The sequence below is a fragment of the Sulfitobacter sp. HI0027 genome, from assembly GCF_001634775.1.
Classification (GTDB): domain Bacteria; phylum Pseudomonadota; class Alphaproteobacteria; order Rhodobacterales; family Rhodobacteraceae; genus Sulfitobacter.
Genome location: NZ_LWER01000395.1, coordinates 1 through 18,217, shown reverse-complemented (window position 1 = coordinate 18,217; position 18,217 = coordinate 1). Strand labels below are relative to the sequence as shown.

Annotated in this window: 16 protein-coding genes; 2 read left to right on the top strand and 14 right to left on the bottom strand. The window is 62.2% G+C overall.

Going from position 1 to position 18,217, the window contains the following annotated elements; genetic code table 11:
* From A3722_RS18105 to A3722_RS18095, 3 genes are all read right to left on the bottom strand, one after another.
* Nucleotides 1-682, bottom strand: a 682-nt coding sequence (locus A3722_RS18105) for an imelysin family protein (protein ID WP_330220233.1), incomplete at its 3' end; no start/stop codon positions are given.
* 129 nt (nt 683-811) lie between these two features.
* On the bottom strand, nt 812-1,369 hold the full coding sequence (gene rsmD, locus A3722_RS18100; protein WP_067628961.1) for a 16S rRNA (guanine(966)-N(2))-methyltransferase RsmD: 558 nt from the start codon (nt 1,367-1,369) through the stop codon (nt 812-814).
* Nucleotides 1,366-2,571 carry an NAD(P)/FAD-dependent oxidoreductase gene (locus tag A3722_RS18095; protein ID WP_067628959.1) on the bottom strand — a complete coding sequence of 402 codons (1,206 nt, stop codon included), beginning with the start codon at nt 2,569-2,571 and terminating at the stop codon, nt 1,366-1,368. The genes rsmD and A3722_RS18095 overlap by 4 nt, the downstream gene beginning before the upstream one ends.
* A gap of 88 nt (nt 2,572-2,659) precedes the next feature.
* On the opposite strand from A3722_RS18095, the gene A3722_RS18090 reads away from it, so the two are divergent.
* The gene (locus tag A3722_RS18090) at nt 2,660-3,148 is read left to right on the top strand and encodes a peroxiredoxin (RefSeq protein WP_067628957.1); all 489 of its coding nucleotides are present in this window, start codon (nt 2,660-2,662) and stop codon (nt 3,146-3,148) included.
* Nucleotides 3,149-3,224: 76 nt separating this feature from the next.
* Here the strand turns inward: A3722_RS18090 and A3722_RS18085 are convergent, their stop codons facing one another.
* The 8 genes from A3722_RS18085 to A3722_RS18050 all read right to left on the bottom strand — a co-directional run bounded on the left by A3722_RS18085 (nt 3,225) and on the right by A3722_RS18050 (nt 12,346).
* The gene (locus tag A3722_RS18085; RefSeq protein WP_067628955.1) at nt 3,225-4,070 is read right to left on the bottom strand and encodes a mechanosensitive ion channel family protein; all 846 of its coding nucleotides are present in this window, start codon (nt 4,068-4,070) and stop codon (nt 3,225-3,227) included.
* A gap of 12 nt (nt 4,071-4,082) precedes the next feature.
* Nucleotides 4,083-4,391 (bottom strand): 4a-hydroxytetrahydrobiopterin dehydratase, encoded by a 309-nt coding sequence (locus A3722_RS18080; RefSeq protein ID WP_067628953.1) that lies wholly within the window; start codon nt 4,389-4,391, stop codon nt 4,083-4,085.
* Nucleotides 4,388-5,575 carry a GNAT family N-acetyltransferase gene (locus A3722_RS18075; protein ID WP_067628951.1) on the bottom strand — a complete coding sequence of 396 codons (1,188 nt, stop codon included), beginning with the start codon at nt 5,573-5,575 and terminating at the stop codon, nt 4,388-4,390. Before A3722_RS18075 ends, A3722_RS18080 begins: the two co-directional genes overlap by 4 nt.
* Before the next feature lie 48 nt (nt 5,576-5,623).
* Nucleotides 5,624-6,385 carry a glycerophosphodiester phosphodiesterase family protein gene (locus A3722_RS18070; protein ID WP_067628949.1) on the bottom strand — a complete coding sequence of 254 codons (762 nt, stop codon included), beginning with the start codon at nt 6,383-6,385 and terminating at the stop codon, nt 5,624-5,626.
* The gene (locus A3722_RS18065; RefSeq protein WP_067628947.1) at nt 6,382-6,840 is read right to left on the bottom strand and encodes a RidA family protein; all 459 of its coding nucleotides are present in this window, start codon (nt 6,838-6,840) and stop codon (nt 6,382-6,384) included. Before A3722_RS18065 ends, A3722_RS18070 begins: the two co-directional genes overlap by 4 nt.
* Before the next feature lie 91 nt (nt 6,841-6,931).
* Entirely contained in the window at nt 6,932-8,242 is a 1,311-nt protein-coding gene (locus A3722_RS18060) for an HlyD family type I secretion periplasmic adaptor subunit (protein WP_067916341.1), read from the bottom strand.
* Entirely contained in the window at nt 8,239-9,975 is a 1,737-nt protein-coding gene (locus A3722_RS18055) for a type I secretion system permease/ATPase (RefSeq protein ID WP_067628272.1), read from the bottom strand. Before A3722_RS18055 ends, A3722_RS18060 begins: the two co-directional genes overlap by 4 nt.
* A gap of 115 nt (nt 9,976-10,090) precedes the next feature.
* Entirely contained in the window at nt 10,091-12,346 is a 2,256-nt protein-coding gene (locus tag A3722_RS18050) for a transglycosylase domain-containing protein (protein WP_201722071.1), read from the bottom strand.
* Between the two features lie 271 nt (nt 12,347-12,617).
* Here A3722_RS18050 and amt point away from each other — a divergent pair, with 271 nt between their 5' ends.
* Complete coding sequence (amt, locus tag A3722_RS18045; protein ID WP_067622452.1) at nt 12,618-13,925, top strand: ammonium transporter; 1,308 nt, start codon at nt 12,618-12,620, stop codon at nt 13,923-13,925.
* 59 nt (nt 13,926-13,984) lie between these two features.
* On the opposite strand, the gene A3722_RS18040 is transcribed toward amt, so the two are convergent.
* The 3 genes from A3722_RS18040 to sseA form a co-directional block, all read right to left on the bottom strand.
* Nucleotides 13,985-15,685 (bottom strand): histidine kinase N-terminal 7TM domain-containing protein, encoded by a 1,701-nt coding sequence (locus A3722_RS18040; protein WP_150119963.1) that lies wholly within the window; start codon nt 15,683-15,685, stop codon nt 13,985-13,987.
* A gap of 224 nt (nt 15,686-15,909) precedes the next feature.
* The gene (locus A3722_RS18035; RefSeq protein ID WP_067622457.1) at nt 15,910-17,091 is read right to left on the bottom strand and encodes an amino acid aminotransferase; all 1,182 of its coding nucleotides are present in this window, start codon (nt 17,089-17,091) and stop codon (nt 15,910-15,912) included.
* Nucleotides 17,092-17,124: 33 nt separating this feature from the next.
* Nucleotides 17,125-17,979: a 3-mercaptopyruvate sulfurtransferase gene (sseA, locus tag A3722_RS18030; protein ID WP_067622460.1), complete on the bottom strand. Its 855-nt coding sequence runs from the start codon at nt 17,977-17,979 to the stop codon at nt 17,125-17,127.
* Nucleotides 17,980-18,217: the final 238 nt, after the last annotated feature.

The following is an 18,217-nucleotide window of genomic DNA, read 5'->3' as shown; positions in this document are numbered from 1 at the left end:
CCAGATCGCCGACCAGCAGATCGGTCGCGGCTTTCAGGTATTGCCCACGGCGGTCGCAGTTGTCGCCGGTGCAGTCTTCGCCGGTCGCGTAGTCGGTCCAAGGACGGTTGCCCGCGCCATGCTCAGTCCCGTTCAGGTCTTGGCCCCAGAGCAGGAATTCGATGGCGTGGTAGCCGGTGGCGACATTGGCCTCGACTGCGCCCGCCTCATGCAACTGCCCTTCGAGGAGCGCAGGCGTGATCTCGGTGGCGTCCACCTCTTCCCCGCCCAGTGTGAAGGTCGGGTTGGCGATGACGTTCAGAACCGCCAATTGGTTTTCATCCGTCTCGCCGCCATAGGAGGCATCGACATAGTCGATCAGACCTTCGTCCAGCGGCCATGCGTTTACCTTGCCTTCCCAGTCATCGACGATGGCGTTGCCAAAGCGGAAAACCTCGGTCTGCTGGTAGGGCACGCGGGCGGCCAGCCATGCGGACTTCGCGGCCTGAAGCGCTTCGGCCGAGGGGGTGGCGATCAGCGTCTCGACGGCGGCTTGCAGCGTCTGCGCGGTAGTCAGGCTGTCTTCGTAGCCCGCCTGTGCGATGTCGGCATAGGTGCCCAGCACCTCGGCCTTGTCTTGTGCAAATGCCGGAGCGGCGGCGCATGTGATCAGCGCAATGGCCGTGGTCGCCTTGAGGCGCATCGGATGTCCTTCCTTGAAAATCACCATAGTCCCGACACAGGCGCGGCGGGCCTTCGAGCAATAGGTGACTTATTCTGTCGGAAAAGACAAGGATCAACCTGAGAGGGGATAGCGCTCGGCAAAAAGCTGTTAGCTTGCAGCCCTTTGCAGCAGCGTCACATGGGTATCGCCGTATTTGCGCGTGTCGATCCGGGCGAATCCCTCGGGCGCGTGCATGGGCGCGTTTTCCTCCCAAACGATCATCGCGCCGGGCGCAAACCAACCGCCTTCGGCTGCCGCAACAAGCGCCTTTTGCCCCATGGATTTGCCATAGGGCGGGTCAAGGAAGACCAGATCGAAAGGGCCCTGTGCGCATGGCCCCAGCCGCGTCGCGTCATTGCGCAGCAGCCGCGTTTCCGCCTCCGCCTCCAGTTTGCGCACATTCTCCCCGATCAACTGCTGGCCTGTCCGGCCATTCTCAACGAAGCAGACAGACACAGCACCGCGCGACAGGGCCTCAAACCCAAGCGCGCCGGTGCCTGCGAACAGGTCCAACACCCGCGCGCCCTCGATCACATCGTGATGGGTCAACATCGAAAAAAGGCTCTCGCGCACCCGGTCGGAGGTCGGTCGCAGATGCGCCCCGGCGTCGCCCTTGCCAAGCGCGGCAAGCGGTCGGCCACGGTATTTCCCAGCGATAATCCTCATGGTTTCAGCAATGCCTTTAGGTCTGTCTGAGAGTCCGCGACCAAAGCCGGGTCTGGCGATTTTCCCGCTTCGATCAGCCGTTTGCCCACCATATAGCCGCGCGGATCGTTCGCGGCATCGACGGCCAGCAACGTTTCGCCAAGGTAGTACCAGAACGAGGCGCTGCCTTCGCCAAGGCGGGTGACCACGCGGTCATAGCCTGCGTTCAGCCCGGCGATTTGCAGTTTCACGTCATATTGGTCCGACCAGAACCACGGTTTGGCAATGTATTCCTTACCCGCGCCGAGGATGTTTTCAGCGACCACCTCGGCCTGATCGATGGCATTGGGCACGCTTTCCAACCGGATACGCCCGCCGCGATAGGGGAAAGAGGTGCAATCCCCCGCCGCCCAGATGCCCGGCACACTCGTGCGGCCCTGTGCGTCGACCTTGATGCCGTTGTCGATCTCGATCCCTGCTGCCTTGGCCAGCGCGATGTCGGGCTCGATGCCCACGCCGGTGATGACGAAATCGGCGGCAATCTCTGTCCCATCGCTGAGCCGTGCACCGGTAACGTGGCCTTCGCCCAAGAGCCGCTCCAGCCCCACGCCTTCGCGCAGGGTCACGCCGTGGCCTTCATGCAGGGCGCGGAAATAATCACTGGTCTCGGGCGCTGCGACGCGCTGCAGGATGCGGTCGGCCATTTCCACCAGCGTGACCTCAAGCCCCAGCTTGGCCGCGACCGCCGCGGCTTCCAGCCCAATGTAGCCACCGCCGACGATCAGAACCTTCGCGCCCTTTGAGAAACGCGGCGCCATGGCATCCACATCCGCCAGATCGCGCACGGTAAAGACGCCTACCAGATCGCCGCCAATCGCCGCCGGTAGCCGACGCGGGAGGGAGCCGGTAGCGAGCACCAGTTCGTCATAGGCGACCTCGCCCTCGGTCGTGCTCAGAACACGCGCCTCGGGGTCAATCGCGGTAACGCGGCAATCGGTCTTGAGCGCGATCCCTTGGTCGGCATAGAAAGCCTCGGGCCGCAGAAACAGCCGCTCCAGTGTCATATCGCCCAGCAGGTACCCTTTAGACAGAGGCGGGCGCTGGTAGGGCGGGCAAGGCTCGGCCCCAATCAGGGTGATCCGCCCGTCAAACCCACCATTGCGCAGCTTCGCCACGCAAGAGGCTCCTGCCTGCCCGGCTCCGATCACCACCACATGCTGCATTTGCCACCCCCCAATTGATCTGGTCTCAGTCGCGGTCAAAGCCTATATCTGGCCCCAAGACAACCGCAATGACAGGAGAGGCTATCCCATGACGATTTCTCAAGGTTCGACGCTGCCGGACGCGAAACTGGTTCAGATGGGCGCGGATGGGCCCGAGCCGGTGCAGATGGCCGACAAGCTCAAGGGCCGCAAAGTGGTGATCTTTGCCGTGCCGGGTGCCTTCACGCCCACCTGCCACTCTGCCCATGTGCCGAGCTTCGTGCGCACCAAAGATCAGTTCGACGCCAAAGGCGTGGATGAGGTGATCTGCGTCTCCTGCAACGACCCTTTCGTGATGAAAGCTTGGGGCGAAGCGACCGGCGCGAGTGAGGCCGGGATCACCATGTTGGCCGACGCCAGCAGTGAATTCACCCGCGCCATCGGCATGGAGTTCGACGCCGAAGGTGCCGGGCTGGTCGGCCGGTCCAAACGCTATGCGATGCTCGTCGAAGACGGCAAGGTGACACTGTGGCAGCCCGAGGAAAGCCCCGGCACCTGCGAGATTTCCGGCGGCGAAGCACTGCTGGACAATATGTAAAATGCGAACGCCCGGCCAGATTGGCCGGGCGTTTTGCTGATAGGGGTGCCCCGCGAAGGGCCGCAGACGCGAAGGCCTATTCCGCAGCCTGCACGATGGTGCGTGTGGGGAACGGAATATCCACCCCGCCTTCATCCAACGCCTCTTTGACCTTGCGGGTCATATCGGCCTTGAAGGCAAAATAATCCCCCGCGCTGCACCAGACCCGCACAAGGAAATCGACCGAACTGTCGTTGAGATTGTTCACCTGAATGAAGGGCTCAGGATCGGCATGGGCGCGTTCATCCGCCATGATCGTGCTGCGAATGATCTCTTCGGCGGTCTTGAGGTTCGCGCCATAGCCCACGCCAAAGGTCCATTCCGCACGGCGGGTCGGGTTGACGGAATAGTTGGTGATGACATTGCCCCAAACCTCAGAGTTCGGCACGATGACCTGCACATTGCTGAGGTCGGCCAGCACCGTATAGTTCAGGTTGATCTGTTTGACCGTGCCCATCTCGCCCGCGATCACCACGAAATCGCCGATCTTGATCGGACGAAAGAGGATAAGCATGACCCCGGCGGCCACGTTCGACAGGGTGCCCTGCAGGGCCAGACCAATCGCCAGACCGGCCGCACCGATAACCGCCACGACCGAGGTCGTCTTGACCCCGAAAGTGTTGAGCACAAACAAAACCGTAAAGCCCAACACCACATAACGCACGATGGAAGCCAGAAATTCGAACAGCATCTCATCAAGGTGTTTGTGCCGCTTGCCAAGGTTCTCAACCCGGTGCTGCAACCAGCTGGAGATGATCCACCCCAGCAACAGGATCACAATCGCGCCGATCACCGAGCCTGCCGCGCTGGCAAGAAACTCCAGTGTCAGCAGATCGGCAATCGTCTTGCCCTGCCACAGTTCCGTTTCAAACAAATCTTGCATCCGGTCTCTCCGTCAGTCTTTCCCGGCCCCAAAGAGACCATCCATCTTGCGCGCCAATTTCGCGTCGAGCGAGCTTAGCCCATCCACGTCATGGGTGATCAACGTCACCTCCACGCGGTTGTAAACATTGCTCCATTCGGGATGGTGATTCCACTTTTCCGCCCAAATAGCCACCCTTGTCATCCAGCCAAAGGCGTCGGCGAAATCCTTGAACTTGAACGTCTTGTGGATCGCATCCCGGCTTTCGACCATTTCCCAGCCGGTATTGAACAGCGGTTGCAGCAGCGTCTTGCGGGTCTCGATGCTTAATCTCTCGGTCATTCTTGTTCCTCGATCGTCGTCTTTTTGAAAGGGCCGTAGTCGGTCAGCACGCTGATCTCTTCGTCCACGGCGTCGCGTTCGGCCTGCAGATACTCCCCCACGGCAGAGGCAAAGCCCGGATCGCGCATCCAATGCAGCGACCATGTGGGGGACGGCAGATAGCCCCGCGCGAGCTTGTGTTCGCCCTGCGCGCCCGCCTCTACACGGGAAAGCCCATGGGCGATGGCGAAATCCATGGCGCGATAATAGCATAGCTCAAAGTGCAGAAAGGGGTGGTGTTCGGTACAGCCCCAGTAGCGGCCAAAGAGCGTCTCTGCTCCGATGAAGTTGAGCGCCCCGGCAATCCAACGCCCGTCACGTTCAGCCAGCACCAGCGCGATATCGTCGCGCAGGTTTTCTTGCGCGTGGTCAAAGAATTCCCGCGTGAGGTAAGGCGAACCCCATTTCCGCGCGCCGGTGTCTTGGTAGAACTGCCAGAAGGCATCCCAATGTTCGGGTTCGATCTGATCGCCAGTGAAGGTGTGGATCGTGCCGCCAAAATCCTGCGCCTGTGCGCGTTCTTTGCGGATGTTCTTGCGCTTGCGCGAAGACAGACTGGCGAGGAAACCGTCAAAATCCGCATAGTCGCGGTTGTGCCAGTGAAACTGCTGGCTTTTGCGGCTCATCAGGCCCAGTGCTTCGGCCCGGGCGACCTCCTGCTCGGTGCAAAAGGTCACATGGAGCGACGACAGCGCGTTACTATCGGTCAGCTGCACCGCGCCTTGAACCAGCGCGGCGGTGCCCGCCTCTTCAAACCCGGGCCGCACCAAAAAGCGCCGCCCGGTGGCGGGGGTGTGGGGCACGGCGATCTGCAGTTTGGGGTAATACCGCCCGCCCGCGCGCTCATAGGCATGGGCCCAATTTTGGTCGAAGATATATTCGCCTTGGCTGTGCGATTTGGCATACATCGGCGCCACGGCGATCACTTGGCCCGCAATCCGCGCGGCCAGATACTGCGGCTGCCAGCCCGTGCCGGGGCCGACCGATCCGCTCTGCTCTAGCGCCGACAGGAAACGATAGGTCGTGAACGGGTCACGCGGACGGCCCCCGCCCGCGGCCTCGGGACAGGCGCAGGCGTCCCAGTCCTTTTGGCCGATCTGTGCCAGTTCTGGCACCACGGTAATCTCGATTTCCTGCGCGTTCATCTGAGCCTTGCCTGCCTTGCGTCCTATGTGTGGCCTCGGCCTCGCAGATCAAGAGCGCGGGCGCGGCAGATACCCCTCAAAGGTCACGTTCTGCGCCACCTGACGCGCGATGTCTTCCTCAGCTTGGCTGCGGATTGTCCAACAGAGCACCGCCGCCCCGTCGGCCTTTAGCTCAGCCACACGCGGGCGGTTCAGGTCATCGGCCTCATGGCTGATGAAACAGGAGCCGGTGTCGGCATAGTCGGGTATGCCCCGCAGCCGATCGCAGGTGGCTGCGGGCAGCGGCCATTCATCGGGGCGGTAGGCGCTGGTGGTCAGACCGCGTGGTACGTCGGGTAAAAGACGGGCGAGTGCGCGCACCGAATGCGGATTGAAGGACATGACCGCCAAATCGCCCCGGTAGCGGCCAAGCAGTTCGGCGGCGGCGGTCTCAAGCGGGCCCACGTCCGGTCCCATGGCGCCGTCTTGATCCTTGAACTCCACCAAAAGCGGCACGCGCCCGGCGATGAGGTCGAGGATTTCCTCAAGCGTTGGAATCCCCTCGTCGCCGCCCTTTAGCGGGATGGCCGCAAGGGCGCTGGCCTCACGCAGCCGGACCGCGCCGCGCTCTGGTGTCAGCCTCTCCAAGGCATAGTCATGGAACACCATCGCCTTGTTATCGGCGCTGAGTTGCAGGTCAATCTCTATCCCGACACCCGCCTCAACAGCCGCCCGCACGGCGGCGCGGCTGTTCTCGGGCCGCCCGGAAGAGAGGTCATGCAGCGCGCGATGCGCCAGCGGAATGTCCAGAAAGGCGGGGGGAAGGGTCATTCGATCTCAAAAATGCCTTCGATTTCGACGGCGACACCCAAAGGCAGTGATGCGGCAGAGACCGCCGAGCGGGCGTGGCGGCCCGCATCACCCAAAGCCTCGACCATGAAGTCGGAGGCCCCGTTGATGACCTTGGGCTGGTCGGTGAAATCGGCGGTTGAGTTCACGAAGCCCGTCAGTTTCACAACCCGTTTGAGACGGTCCAGATCGCCTCCGCAAGCAGCGCGGACCTGCGCCAAAAGGCTCAGCGCACAGCTGCGCGCGGCGGCGGCCCCGGCGTCGACATCCATACCGTCGCCCAAACGCCCGGTGATCAACCCATCCGGCCCGTTGGAGATTTGGCCCGAAACATAGACGGTATTGCCGGTGACCACAAAGGGCACATAGTTCGCGGCCGGTGCGGGCGCGTCGGGCAGGGTGATGCCGAGATCGGCAAGGCGGGCGGTCAGGGACATGACGGGCTTCCTTTGGTTGCGGGTTCAAGCGGACGCTAACCGCCCTCCGCCCCGAGGAAAAGCCCCTTTGCCGCCCGCCCGGCGCGACGCTTCAGCTTTCGCGGAACGCGCGCGCGAAATAGTCGGCCATCGGTTTCAACAGATAGGCCATCGGAGAGCGTTCGCCGGTGCGGATAAACGCCTCAACCGGCATGCCGGGCAGCAGGATCGTGCCTTCTTCCAGCTTGTTGATCTCGCCGGGGTTAAGCGCAATCTCTGCCCGGTAATAGGTTTGCCCGGTCGCGTCGTCGTCAATGGAATCGGCAGAGACCTGCAAGACCTTGCCCACCAGTTCCGGCGTGGTGCGCTGGTTCAACGCCGAAAGACGCAGATTGACCTCTTGGCCCACGGCGACCTGATCGATGTGGATGGTCTGGACCCGCGCGGCGATGATCAGCGGACGATCTTGGGGGACGAGGTACATCAACGGCTCCGCCGCGCGCACGACCGATCGCGGGGTTTGGATCTGCATCCCATAGATCACCCCCGACACCGGCGCGCGAATATCAAGCCGGTCAATCTCAGCCCTGAGCGCGCGGCGCTGTTCGGCCATCTCCAACTCGCGGTAGCGCAGGTCGCGCAACTGGGTGATCGCCTCTTCCCGCCCGGCGGAGCGCAGTTTCAGCCGCTCGATGTCAATCTCTGTCACCCGCTCTTGGGATTGCGCCTTTTGCGCCGACAACTCTCCGATCTGGCCGCGCAGGCGGGCCTGTTCGCGCATCAGGGTCAAGACGGCAGAGGCCTGCGTCAGGCCACGGTCCAGCAGCGACTGCTGATTGCCCAACTCCTCCTCGATCAGCTCCAGCTGGCGCGAAAGCGCGGCCTCTTGCGCATCGACCCCGCGGATTTGCGCGTTGATCTGCGCCCGGCGTTTGCCCAATTGCTCAAGCTCTTGGGCCACGCTGACGCGGCGCGCGTCAAACAGGTTGCGCTGGCCGTCCACCAGTTCCTGCACGTCGGGATTTTCGGAGGCGGCGGTTCGCAACTCTTCGTCAAAGGTGACCGCCTCGACTTCATCGCGCTGCGCTTCCAGACGGCTGCGGCGGGCCATAAGCTCATAAAGCTGGCCCTCGACGATGGCCAATTGCGAGGTCAGCTGCTCTGCATCCAGACGCAGCAAAGCGTCACCGGCGGCGACACTGTCGCCCTCATCCACAAGGATTTCGGCCACCACACCACCGGTTTCATGCTGGACGATCTGCCGGTTGCGGTCGACTTCGATCCGGCCCGAAGCCACCACCGCCCCGGCGATTTGGCTGGTCACGGCCCAAGTCCCAAAACCGCCAAAAAGCAAGATCAGCCCGAAGAACCCAAGGATCAGGGGCCGGGTTGCCGACCAGCGTTTGTCGCCGTGATCGGTCATACCACGCCCCCCGACCGCGGGGGGGCTTGCTGAATCTCGCGGTGGTTTTGCACCATCCCGGCAAGCACCTCATCCTTGGGGCCAAAGGCTTTGCGGATGCCGTTATCGAGAACCAGCAGCGTGTCACATTCCTGAATGGCCGCGGGACGATGCGCCATGATCAGCACCGACCGCCCGCTCGCCTTCATCTGCCGGATTGCGTGGTTCAACGCCTGAGAACCGGTATTGTCGAGGTTCGAGTTCGGCTCATCCAGCACCACGATCACCGGGTCCTCATATAGCGCCCGCGCCAGTCCGATGCGCTGCATCTGTCCGCCAGAAAGCCGCACCTGCCCCGCGCGAATGGGCGTGTCATAGCCCTGGGGGAATTCGAGGATCATCTCATGCGCCGCCGCCAATTTGGCGGCCTTGATCACTTTGGCATCGTCGGGGTCGGGGGACAGCCGGGCGATATTTTCGGCAATGGTGCCATCGAACAATTGGACGCGCTGCGGCAGGTATCCGATATGCCGCCCCAAGGTTTCGCTCCCGTAATGCTCAAGCGCGGCCCCATCCAGCCGGATCGACCCGCCCGCAGGCGGCCAGACCCCGGTAAGCGTGCGCGCCAGTGTCGACTTCCCCGCCCCCGACGGGCCGATCACGCCCACCGCCTGCCCCGGCTCGACGGTAAAATTGATTGACTTGAGCGCCGCCTGTTTCTCGCCCGGTGCCACGACGGTCAGCGCCTTGGCGACCAGCCGCGCTTTGGGCTGCGGCAGCGCGGTGCGCGGAGGTTCTTCGCTCACCGCGCCGAGAAGCTGCGCCAGATTGGCCCAACCGGACCGCCCCCGCTGCACCACCGGCCATTGGTTCAATGCCAGTTCGACCGGCGCCAGCGCCCGGCCCAGCAGGATCGAGCCCGCGATCATCGCGCCCGGCGTCATCTGGTTTTTCAAGACCAACCACGCGCCGAGCCCAAGCATGGCGGACTGCAGAAACAACCGCAGCGTCTTGGTCATCGCGGTGAACGTGCCGCCCACGTCGGTCGATTTGACCTGCTGCTCCAACGCCTGACCACGGGCCTGTTGCCAGCGCGAGAATGCCGCGTCACGCATCCCCATCGCCTGCACCATCTCAGCCTCGACCCTGATCTGGTCCGACATTGCGTTCGCTGCCTGCCCCGAGAGGTTTGCACGGGCTTGGCTTTCGCGCGACAGCAACTGGTTGGCGATGGTGATCACCACCAGCACCGCCGCGCCGCTCACCGCCAGCCACCCCAGCATCGGGTGGAACAGAAAGATCGCCGCGAAAAAGATCGGCGTCCAAGGTGCATCGAAGGCGGCCATCAGAACCGGCGATGTCATCAGCCGTTGCACAGCTTCAAGATCGGCAAGGCCCGCGTTGGTCTTCACATCCGGGGCCACGGCGGATTTGCGCACCACCGCGTCGAACACCCGCCGGTCGAGATCGGATTGAAACCGCGCGCCCACCCGCGCCATGATCCGGCCGCGCGTGTAATCCAAGAGCCCCATCACCGCATAGAGAAAGACCACAAGAACCGAGAGGGCGATCAGCGTCTCTTCTGAGCCGGAGCCGAGCACCCGGTCATAGACCTGCAACATATACAGCGGGCCGGTAAGCATGAGGATATTGGCGAAGAGGCTGAACAGGGCCACAGCCCAATAAAGCCCACGGCTGCGTCTGCGCACGCGACGCAGTTCGGACAGCCCCCTGTTCACCACATCGCTTTGCATCAATCCCTTTCGAAGCTGCCCACACAGAACCCGGCGCGCTTCCCGCTTACGGGGAATTGATAATGATTTTGATAACCCAGTGCCATTTTTTTCTCGGGCCGACGCCCCGACCGCCTTAGCGGTCGAGGAAACTGGGTGCAGGCGCGCTGGCGCCACTGCCGCTGCTGCCGCCGCCAAAGATGTCACGCAGAACGCGGTCAATCACATTGTCCGCGCCGCCACCCCCCTGATTGCCCCCACCCTGCGGTTGCTGCGGCTGTGGCTGCGGTTCGGGCTGCGCTTCGCTCAGGTTGCTGGGCGGGGCGGGCGCTTGCATCGGCAACTCCTTGAGGGGCAGCCCATCATGCACGCGGCTCATGGTTTCGCGCCAAATCTCTGCGGGCAGGCCACCGCCTGTGACCCCGGTGAGCGGCGTGTTGTCATCATAGCCCATCCAGACCCCGGCCACATAATCCGCCGAAAAGCCGACGAACCAAGCGTCTTTGTTGGCCGAGGTGGTGCCGGTCTTGCCTGCCAGTTGACGGTCGCCAAACTGGGCGCGCTGGCCGGTCCCCTCCGAGATCACCTTCTCCATCATATAGACCAACTGGCGCGCGGCATCTTCTTGGATGACCCGTTCGTTGATACCGCCGCCGGTGCCCATCAGCGGCTCCGTCTCGCCCAAGAGGCGCAGATCGACCAGCCCGTAGGGGGTCACCGAAGAGCCGCCGTTCAGGATGCCCGCATAGGCGCCCGTCATCTCGAGCAGGGTGCTTTCCGATGCGCCAAGTGCCAGCGCCGGGCCTGCGGCCAGATCGCTTTTGATGCCGAACTGCGTGGCGACCGCACTCACCGTCTCGCGGCCTACGCTTTCCGAGACTTTGACCGCCGGGATATTCAACGAGTCTTTCAGCGCGTCTGTCAGGGAGACCGGGCCTTTGAAGTTCTTGGTGTAGTTCTTGGGGCACCACTCACCCGAACCGGGGATGTTCAGGCAGTAGGGTTCGTCCACGATGATGTCTTCGGGCGAATAGCCCAGATCAAGCGCCGCGGCATAGATGAAGGGTTTGAACGCCGACCCGGTCTGGCGCATCGCCTGCGTGGCACGGTTGAACGCGCCCGCGACCTTGGTCTTGCGTCCGCCGACCAGCGCCCGCACCGCCCCATCAGAAGACATCACCACGATGGCCGCCTGCGCTTTGGAGGTGTCGCGCACCTTGTTTTCAAAGACCCATTTCAGCCCCTCCTCTGCCGCGCGCTGGATGCGCTGGTCGAGGGTGGTTTTGATGATGACATCTTCGGTGGTGTTGCGGGTAAAGAACTCCGGCCCCGAGGACATGACCCAATCGGCGAAATAGCCGCCCGCCTCGGCCTCTGCCGCCTCGGACAGTTGCGCGGGATTGGCGATGGCCTCATCGGCCTCCGCTGCGGTCAGATAGCCCTGATCTTCCATTAGGCGGATCACCGTAGCGGCACGGCTTTGCGACCGATCCAGATTGTTGGTGGGCGATAGGGTTGTTGGCGCGGTCAAAAGACCGGCCAGCATCGCGCCCTCAGACGGCGAAAGCGCCGCGGCGGGCTTGCCAAAGAATCGCTGCGCCGCGGCCTCTGCGCCAAAGGCACCGCCGCCCATGTAGGCACGGTTCAGATAGATCGAAAGGATGTCGCTCTTGGAGTATTTGATTTCCATGGCGACGGCAAAAAGCGCTTCTTTGGCTTTGCGACCCAAGGAAGAGCGACGGCATTCCGCCTCATATTCCTTTTCCGTCATGCCGCTGCTGGGGTCATAAGGCTCGCCCAGGCAAAGCAGTTTGGCCGTCTGCTGGGTGATGGTCGACCCGCCATGGCCGGAAAGCGGGCCGCGGCCCTCGCTTAGGTTGATCCGCACCGCCGAGGCGATGCCCCGGGGGCTGACCCCAAGGTGGTTATAGAATCGCTTGTCTTCGGTGGCGATGACCGCGTTTCGCAGATGTTTGGACACCGAGTCTGCCGAAACCACGCCGCCAAACTGGTCGCCGCGCCAGGCAAAGACCTCTCCCTCCCGGTCGAGCATGGTGACAGAGCCGCGCGCGCGGCCATCCAACAGCGCTTCGAGCGGCGGAATGGTGGTATAGATATAGCCAACAGCCAAGGCGAGAACGAGGAAGGCCACAAGGCTCACGCGCCATGTGATCGTCCAGATCAAACGCCAAATCCAACGAGCCAAGCCAGCAAAGAAACCAATGATTCCCCCGCGCCGAGGGCGTTTGGTGCGCGCGGCCTTTCGGCGGGCCGGTGCTGCCTTGCGCGTGGCCGGTTTGGCCCGCGCAGAGGTCTTGGGCTTGGGTTTGGCCTTGCCCGGATACCGCCTGTCGGCGACCAGAGGGCGTTTGCGCTTATTCTTGTCAGTCATAAAATCGCGTGCTCGGCCCTATTTTTCGCCACTTTAGCCTGACTGCAGCGGTTTGTTTAGCGCTGCAAGGTCCAATCGGCGTCAAATGTCTGATTAACTTATAGGCAGATTCCAGCCGGCGCCCGCTTTTTAGGCAGCACTGCCAAGCAATGGCGCAAATATGGCAAGCAAACCTGTCCAAAAGCGCCCGATATCCGGTTTTCTCATGCTGCACGGGCAGCCGCCCGCTTCGGTAAGCACGCATTCGGACCCGCAGACAGGAAACGACCATATGAAACCCAACCAAATACTTCCCCTCGCAGCGGCGGTCATCGCCCTGCCCGGGCTGGCGCTGGCACAGGACGCGGAATACGCGACGCTGGCGGATACGACCTTCATCTTCAACACCCTGCTTTTCCTGATCGGCGGTTTCCTCGTCTTTTGGATGGCGGCGGGTTTCGCCATGCTGGAAGCCGGACTTGTCCGCTCCAAGAACGTTACGACACAGTTGACCAAGAACATGGGCCTCTTTGCCATTGCGGCGGTCATGTATTGGCTGGTGGGCTACAACATCATGTACCCCGGTGACGGCAATTGGATCATGGAAGGCGTCTTTGGCACCTTTGCAACCAAAGACATCAAGACCGAGATTGACGCAGGCGGCTATTCCAACGCTTCCGACTTCTTCTTTCAGTTGATGTTCTGCGCCACCACCGCCTCCATCGTGTCCGGCGCGTTGGCCGAGCGGATCAAACTCTGGCCCTTCCTGATCTTCGTGGTCGTGCTGACCGGCTTCATCTACCCGATCGAAGCATCTTGGCAGTGGGGCGGCGGTTTCCTTTCCGCAATGGGCTTTAGCGACTTTGCCGGGTCGACCCTTGTGCACGCCGCTGGTGGCTTTGCCGCCCTCGCTGGTGCCATCGTACTGGGGCCACGTTTGGGCAAATACGGCAAAGATGGCCGCGTTGTGCCGATGCCGGGCTCCAACCTTGCGCTCGCCACTTTGGGCACATTCATCCTGTGGATGGGCTGGTTCGGCTTTAACGGTGCGTCTCAGCTTGCCATGGGCACAATCGAAGATGTCGATGCCGTAGCGCAGATCTTTGCCAACACCAATATGGCCGCTGCCGCCGGTGCTGTTGCTGCGCTGATCCTGACACAGGTGATGTACAAAAAGGTCGACCTGACAATGGTGTTGAACGGCGCGTTGGCGGGCCTCGTCTCGATCACTGCCGGGCCGCTTGACCCGACATTGTTCGGCGCGCTTTGGATCGGTGCCGTGGGTGGTATCATCGTGGTCTTCACCGTGCCCATGCTCGACAAGTTCAAGATTGATGACGTGGTCGGCGCGATCCCGGTTCACCTGATCGCTGGCTTCTGGGGCACGCTGGTTGTGCCGGTCTATACCGAAGGCACATCCTTCGTCACACAGATCATTGGCTTTGCCGCGGTTGGCCTCTTTGTCTTCGTCGTCAGCTTCGTTGTCTGGTTGATCCTGAAAGCTGCCGGTGGCATCCGCGTCAGCGAAGAAGCCGAGATCACCGGTCTGGACATGTCCGAACTGGGGATGGAAGCCTACCCCGAGTTCGCCAAGGGCTAAGCCCTAGCCACATCGCCAAGTAATTGACCGCCCGGCCAGCAATGGCCGGGCGGTTTGCGTTAGGCCACCAAGGGTAAAGAAATCGTAAAGGTCGTGCCGACACCCGGCGCGCTGACATAGCGGATGCTGCCGCCGTGCCGGTCCAGAATTTGCCGCGTGATATGCATCCCCAGACCGCTGCCATAGGCGGTTTTCGTGTCGGAGCCGTCAAGCTGCGAGAAACGGGCAAAGACCTGCTCTTCCGCCCCCGGAGGAATGCCGCAGCCGCTATCGCTTACCTGCACCAACGCCATGCCTTCAGCCTGCTCAAGGCTGACTTCCACTAAACCGCCGGGCAAAGAGAACTTCACCGCGTTCGAAAGCACATTGCCAAAAACCTGACCCAACCGCTCTGCATCCGCCTGCACGGTCAGGGGGGCATCAGACAACGCGCAGGTGAAACGGATATCCTTGTCGGGTTGCAGGCTTTCCGCGCGCGCCACAGCGCCCTGCACCAGCGGGCCAAGTGCCACAGATTGAAGGTCAATGCTGAACGCCGCACTGCTCAGGCTTTGCGTGTCGATCAGATCGTTAACCAGCGTCGTCAGCGTCTCGGAACCGTCTGTGGCCTTTCCAAGCAAACGGGCCTTTTGCGCATCGTTAAGCTTTGCGCCGCCTTGAGACAGCAGGCCAAGCGCGCCATTGATCACCGTCAGCGGGGTCCGCAACTCATGGCTCACCGTAGCAAGGAACTGCATCTGCATCTGCTCGGCGGCGATTGCTTTCTGAGCGGCGATCTTTTGCACCGTCACATCCAAGAGCGCCACCGCCCAACCGACCTGTTTTTGCCCGACACCCAAGGAAATCGCATGGGCGCGCACGGCGAAATGGCGGTGGCCCAACTGGATATCTGTCACGTCCGGCAGGCTACCGTGGGCCGCGAGATGGCAAATGACCGGCCCCAGCTCTCCGAACTCGCTCAGCGGTGCTTCGGGCTCTGCGCCGCGGCGCAACAGGTCGGCCGCAGCCGGGTTCGTCTCAATCGCAACCCCTGATGGGTCGACCACGAATACCGGGTCGGTGCTGTTATAGAACAACAGCTCCCGCGCGATTGCGTTGACATCGATCCAGCGGTTGTCAGCCACCAGCCAAACCACCAGCGTCAGCGAAAGCGCAAAGGAAAAGGGCGTCGGATCGGTGTGAAACAGCGTGATCCCGCCCAGAATATAGCCCAGATTGGCCACCATGGGGATCAGCGTCGCGGCGAAGAGCTTTAGGAAAAAGCTGCGCACCGCGGGGTTGGCCGTCCGTACGGCACGGCCCGCCACCACCGCCGCAGCCACGATGACCATGTAAAGATAGGCAATCGCGATAAAAAAGAGCGGGCCATGGTCAGATTGGACGTAGGCCCCCTCTTCGCTCAAAAGCCACTTGGTTTCCGGCCCGTAGAATTTCTCATGCCAGCCGCTTGTCACTGCCGCGAGGGTGATCAGCGCCGGCGCAACCCCGGCGCAGATCGGCACCAGATACCGCGGCACCTTGGCCCCGAGCGCATATTCGTAGAGGAAAAAGGCCCAGAAGGTCGGCAGCAACACAAAGCCGATCCACGCCCAACGGCTCACCCCAAAGGCACAGGTCGCCGAAGTGGCCGAAAGCTCGACTCCGACCGAAAGAAGCCACAGGTCCATGGCAAAGATCGCTAGCAGAAACCAATGTTTACCCGGCAGACTGCTATGCCCACGCACCCAATAGCCCAAGACGGTGACAACCGATGCCGTCACAATCACGAGCTGTACGGCTGGCGTGCCAACATCCAACCGAATGCATTGAAAAATTGATTCTAAAATTTGCCTGACCTTAAGTTTTCGCTCAAGGTACTCAATCCGGGCAATCCGACCAAGTTCTGTTTTAATGTAGACATTACGGGGGCATAGTGCCCAGTTATGTTATCAACGCTTGGGTCGGCAGGATGTTCGGGCCGCGGCAGGCGCGGCCCGAAATAGCGTTAGATGCCTACGTCGATGATCGCGCGGGCCAGAATTGGCACGCTGTTTTGGTTCAACCCTGCGATGTTCATACGGCTGTCACCAACCATATAGATGCCATGCTTTTCGCGCAGCGCTTCGACCTTGTCCGGGGTGGTGCCAAGGCGCGAGAACATGCCCCGGTGCTGGGCGAGAAAGCCAAAGCGGTCCGACCCGGACAGGCGCTGCAATTCACCGGCGAGCTGCTCACGCAGGGCAAGCATGGCGTTGCGCACGTCTTCCAACTCGGCCTGCCAGTCGGCCTTGAGCGCGTCATCGGTCAGGATGGTCGACACGATCCGCGCGCCGTGGTCGGGCGGGAAGCTGTAGTTCTGGCGGTTGAGGAAGGCCAAGGTGGCTTGGTTCAGCCCTTGGGCCGCTTCGGAAGCCACCAGCATTAGGATGCCGGTCCGCTCGCGGTAGATGCCGAAGTTCTTGGAGCAGCTTGCCGCGATCAGGCACTCTGGCACCGAAGACGCCACTTTGCGGGTCGCGGCGGCATCGGCTTCCAGCCCGTCGCCAAAGCCCTGATAGGCGATGTCGATCATCGGCACAGCACCAGTGCTTTGCAGCACTTCGATTACCGCGTCCCATTCACTGCTGTTAAGGTTCGCGCCGGTTGGGTTGTGGCAGCAGCCATGCAGCAGCACCACATCGCCTTTTTTGGCGGTCTTGAGATCTTCGATCATGCCGTCGAAGTTCACGCCGCCGGTTTCGCTGTCGAAATAGCGGTAGTTCACCACTTCCATGCCCAGATAGGACAGGATCGACAGGTGGTTCGGCCATGTCGGGTCAGAGACGAAAACGCGCGCTTCGGGGTTGGCCATGCGCACCAGTTCAAACGCCTGACGCACCGCGCCGGTCCCGCCGGGGGTGGCGGCGGCGGCAATCGCACCGCGCGGCACGGCATCGCCCAGCACAAGCGCGGCCATCGCGTTGGAATAGGCCGGATCACCAGCCAAACCGGTGTAGGCCTTGGTGTCTTGGTTTTCCCAGATGCGCTGCTCGGCGGCTTTGACGGCGCGCATCACCGGGGTGTTGCCGCTGGCGTCTTTGTAAACGCCGACGCCGAGGTCGATCTTCGTGTCACGCGGGTCTTCGCGGTAGGCCTGTACAAGGGCGAGGATCTTGTCAGCGGGTTGCGCCTTGAGCGTCTCGAACATGGGGTTCTCCGGTTGGAAGGTAACTAAAAAGGGTTAAGCCGCGCCGGTGGCGACGGGCACGGTGGGGAACATGCCCCACTCAGCCCATGAGCCATCATAGAGCGACCATTTGCGGTGACCCACCCGCTCCAGCGCCAGCGCCAGCACGGCGGCGGTGATGCCCGACCCGCAAGAGGTGATGACGGGTTTGGCAAGGTCCACGCCCGCCGCCTCGAAAATGGCGCGGGTCTGTTCGGGGGTCTTCATCGTTTTGTCGTCGTTGAGCAATTCGGTGAAGGGCACATTGCGTGCGCCGGGAATATGGCCTGCGCGCAGCCCTTCGCGTGGCTCTGGCGCATCGCCGCGGAAGCGGGCGGCGGCGCGGGCGTCCACGATCTGCGGATCGCCGAGTTTCGAGGCATGGGCGACCTGCGTCACATCGCGCACCAACTGGTTCTGAAAGCGCACGGTCATGTGGCGGTCGCGCGGCACGGGCGGCATATCTTCGGTTTCGCGCCCCTCGGCCTGCCATTTGGGCAGACCACCATCGAGCACGGCGACATTCTCCTGCCCCATCAGGCGGAACAGCCACCAGACACGCGCCGCCGACATCAGCCCAGCGCCGTCATAGACCACCACCTGATGCCCATCACCCACGCCCATCGCGCGCAGGCGCGACATGAATTTTTCGATCGGCGGCGCCATATGCGGCAGGTCCGACCGCGCGTCAGAGATATCATCAATGTCAAAGAACCGCGCGCCGGGGATATGGGCGGCGTCATACTCAGCCTTCGGATCGCGCCCGGCGTCGGGCAGATACCACGAAGCATCAAGGATGCGCAGGTCCGGGTCTTTCAGGTGCTGAGCCAACCAGTCGGTTGAAACCAATGTCTTGGGATCGTCGGCCATCGGGGCCTCCTTCGTCGCGGGCGTTGTCCTTGACTATAACCGGTAGGGGATGCTGGCAAGTGGAAGGGGGTAGTGAGAGGTGTAAGGAGGGCCATCGCCTGCCCGTGGGGTGGCGATGCTACGGGCTGTTGGCACCACTTTATGTTTCAGCTTTGATGTGTGCCGTCCAGGAGGCGCCCGCCTCACCAAATCGCCAGCCCGGTCGCACCAAAGGTGCGCCTAGTATATTGTGGCACGC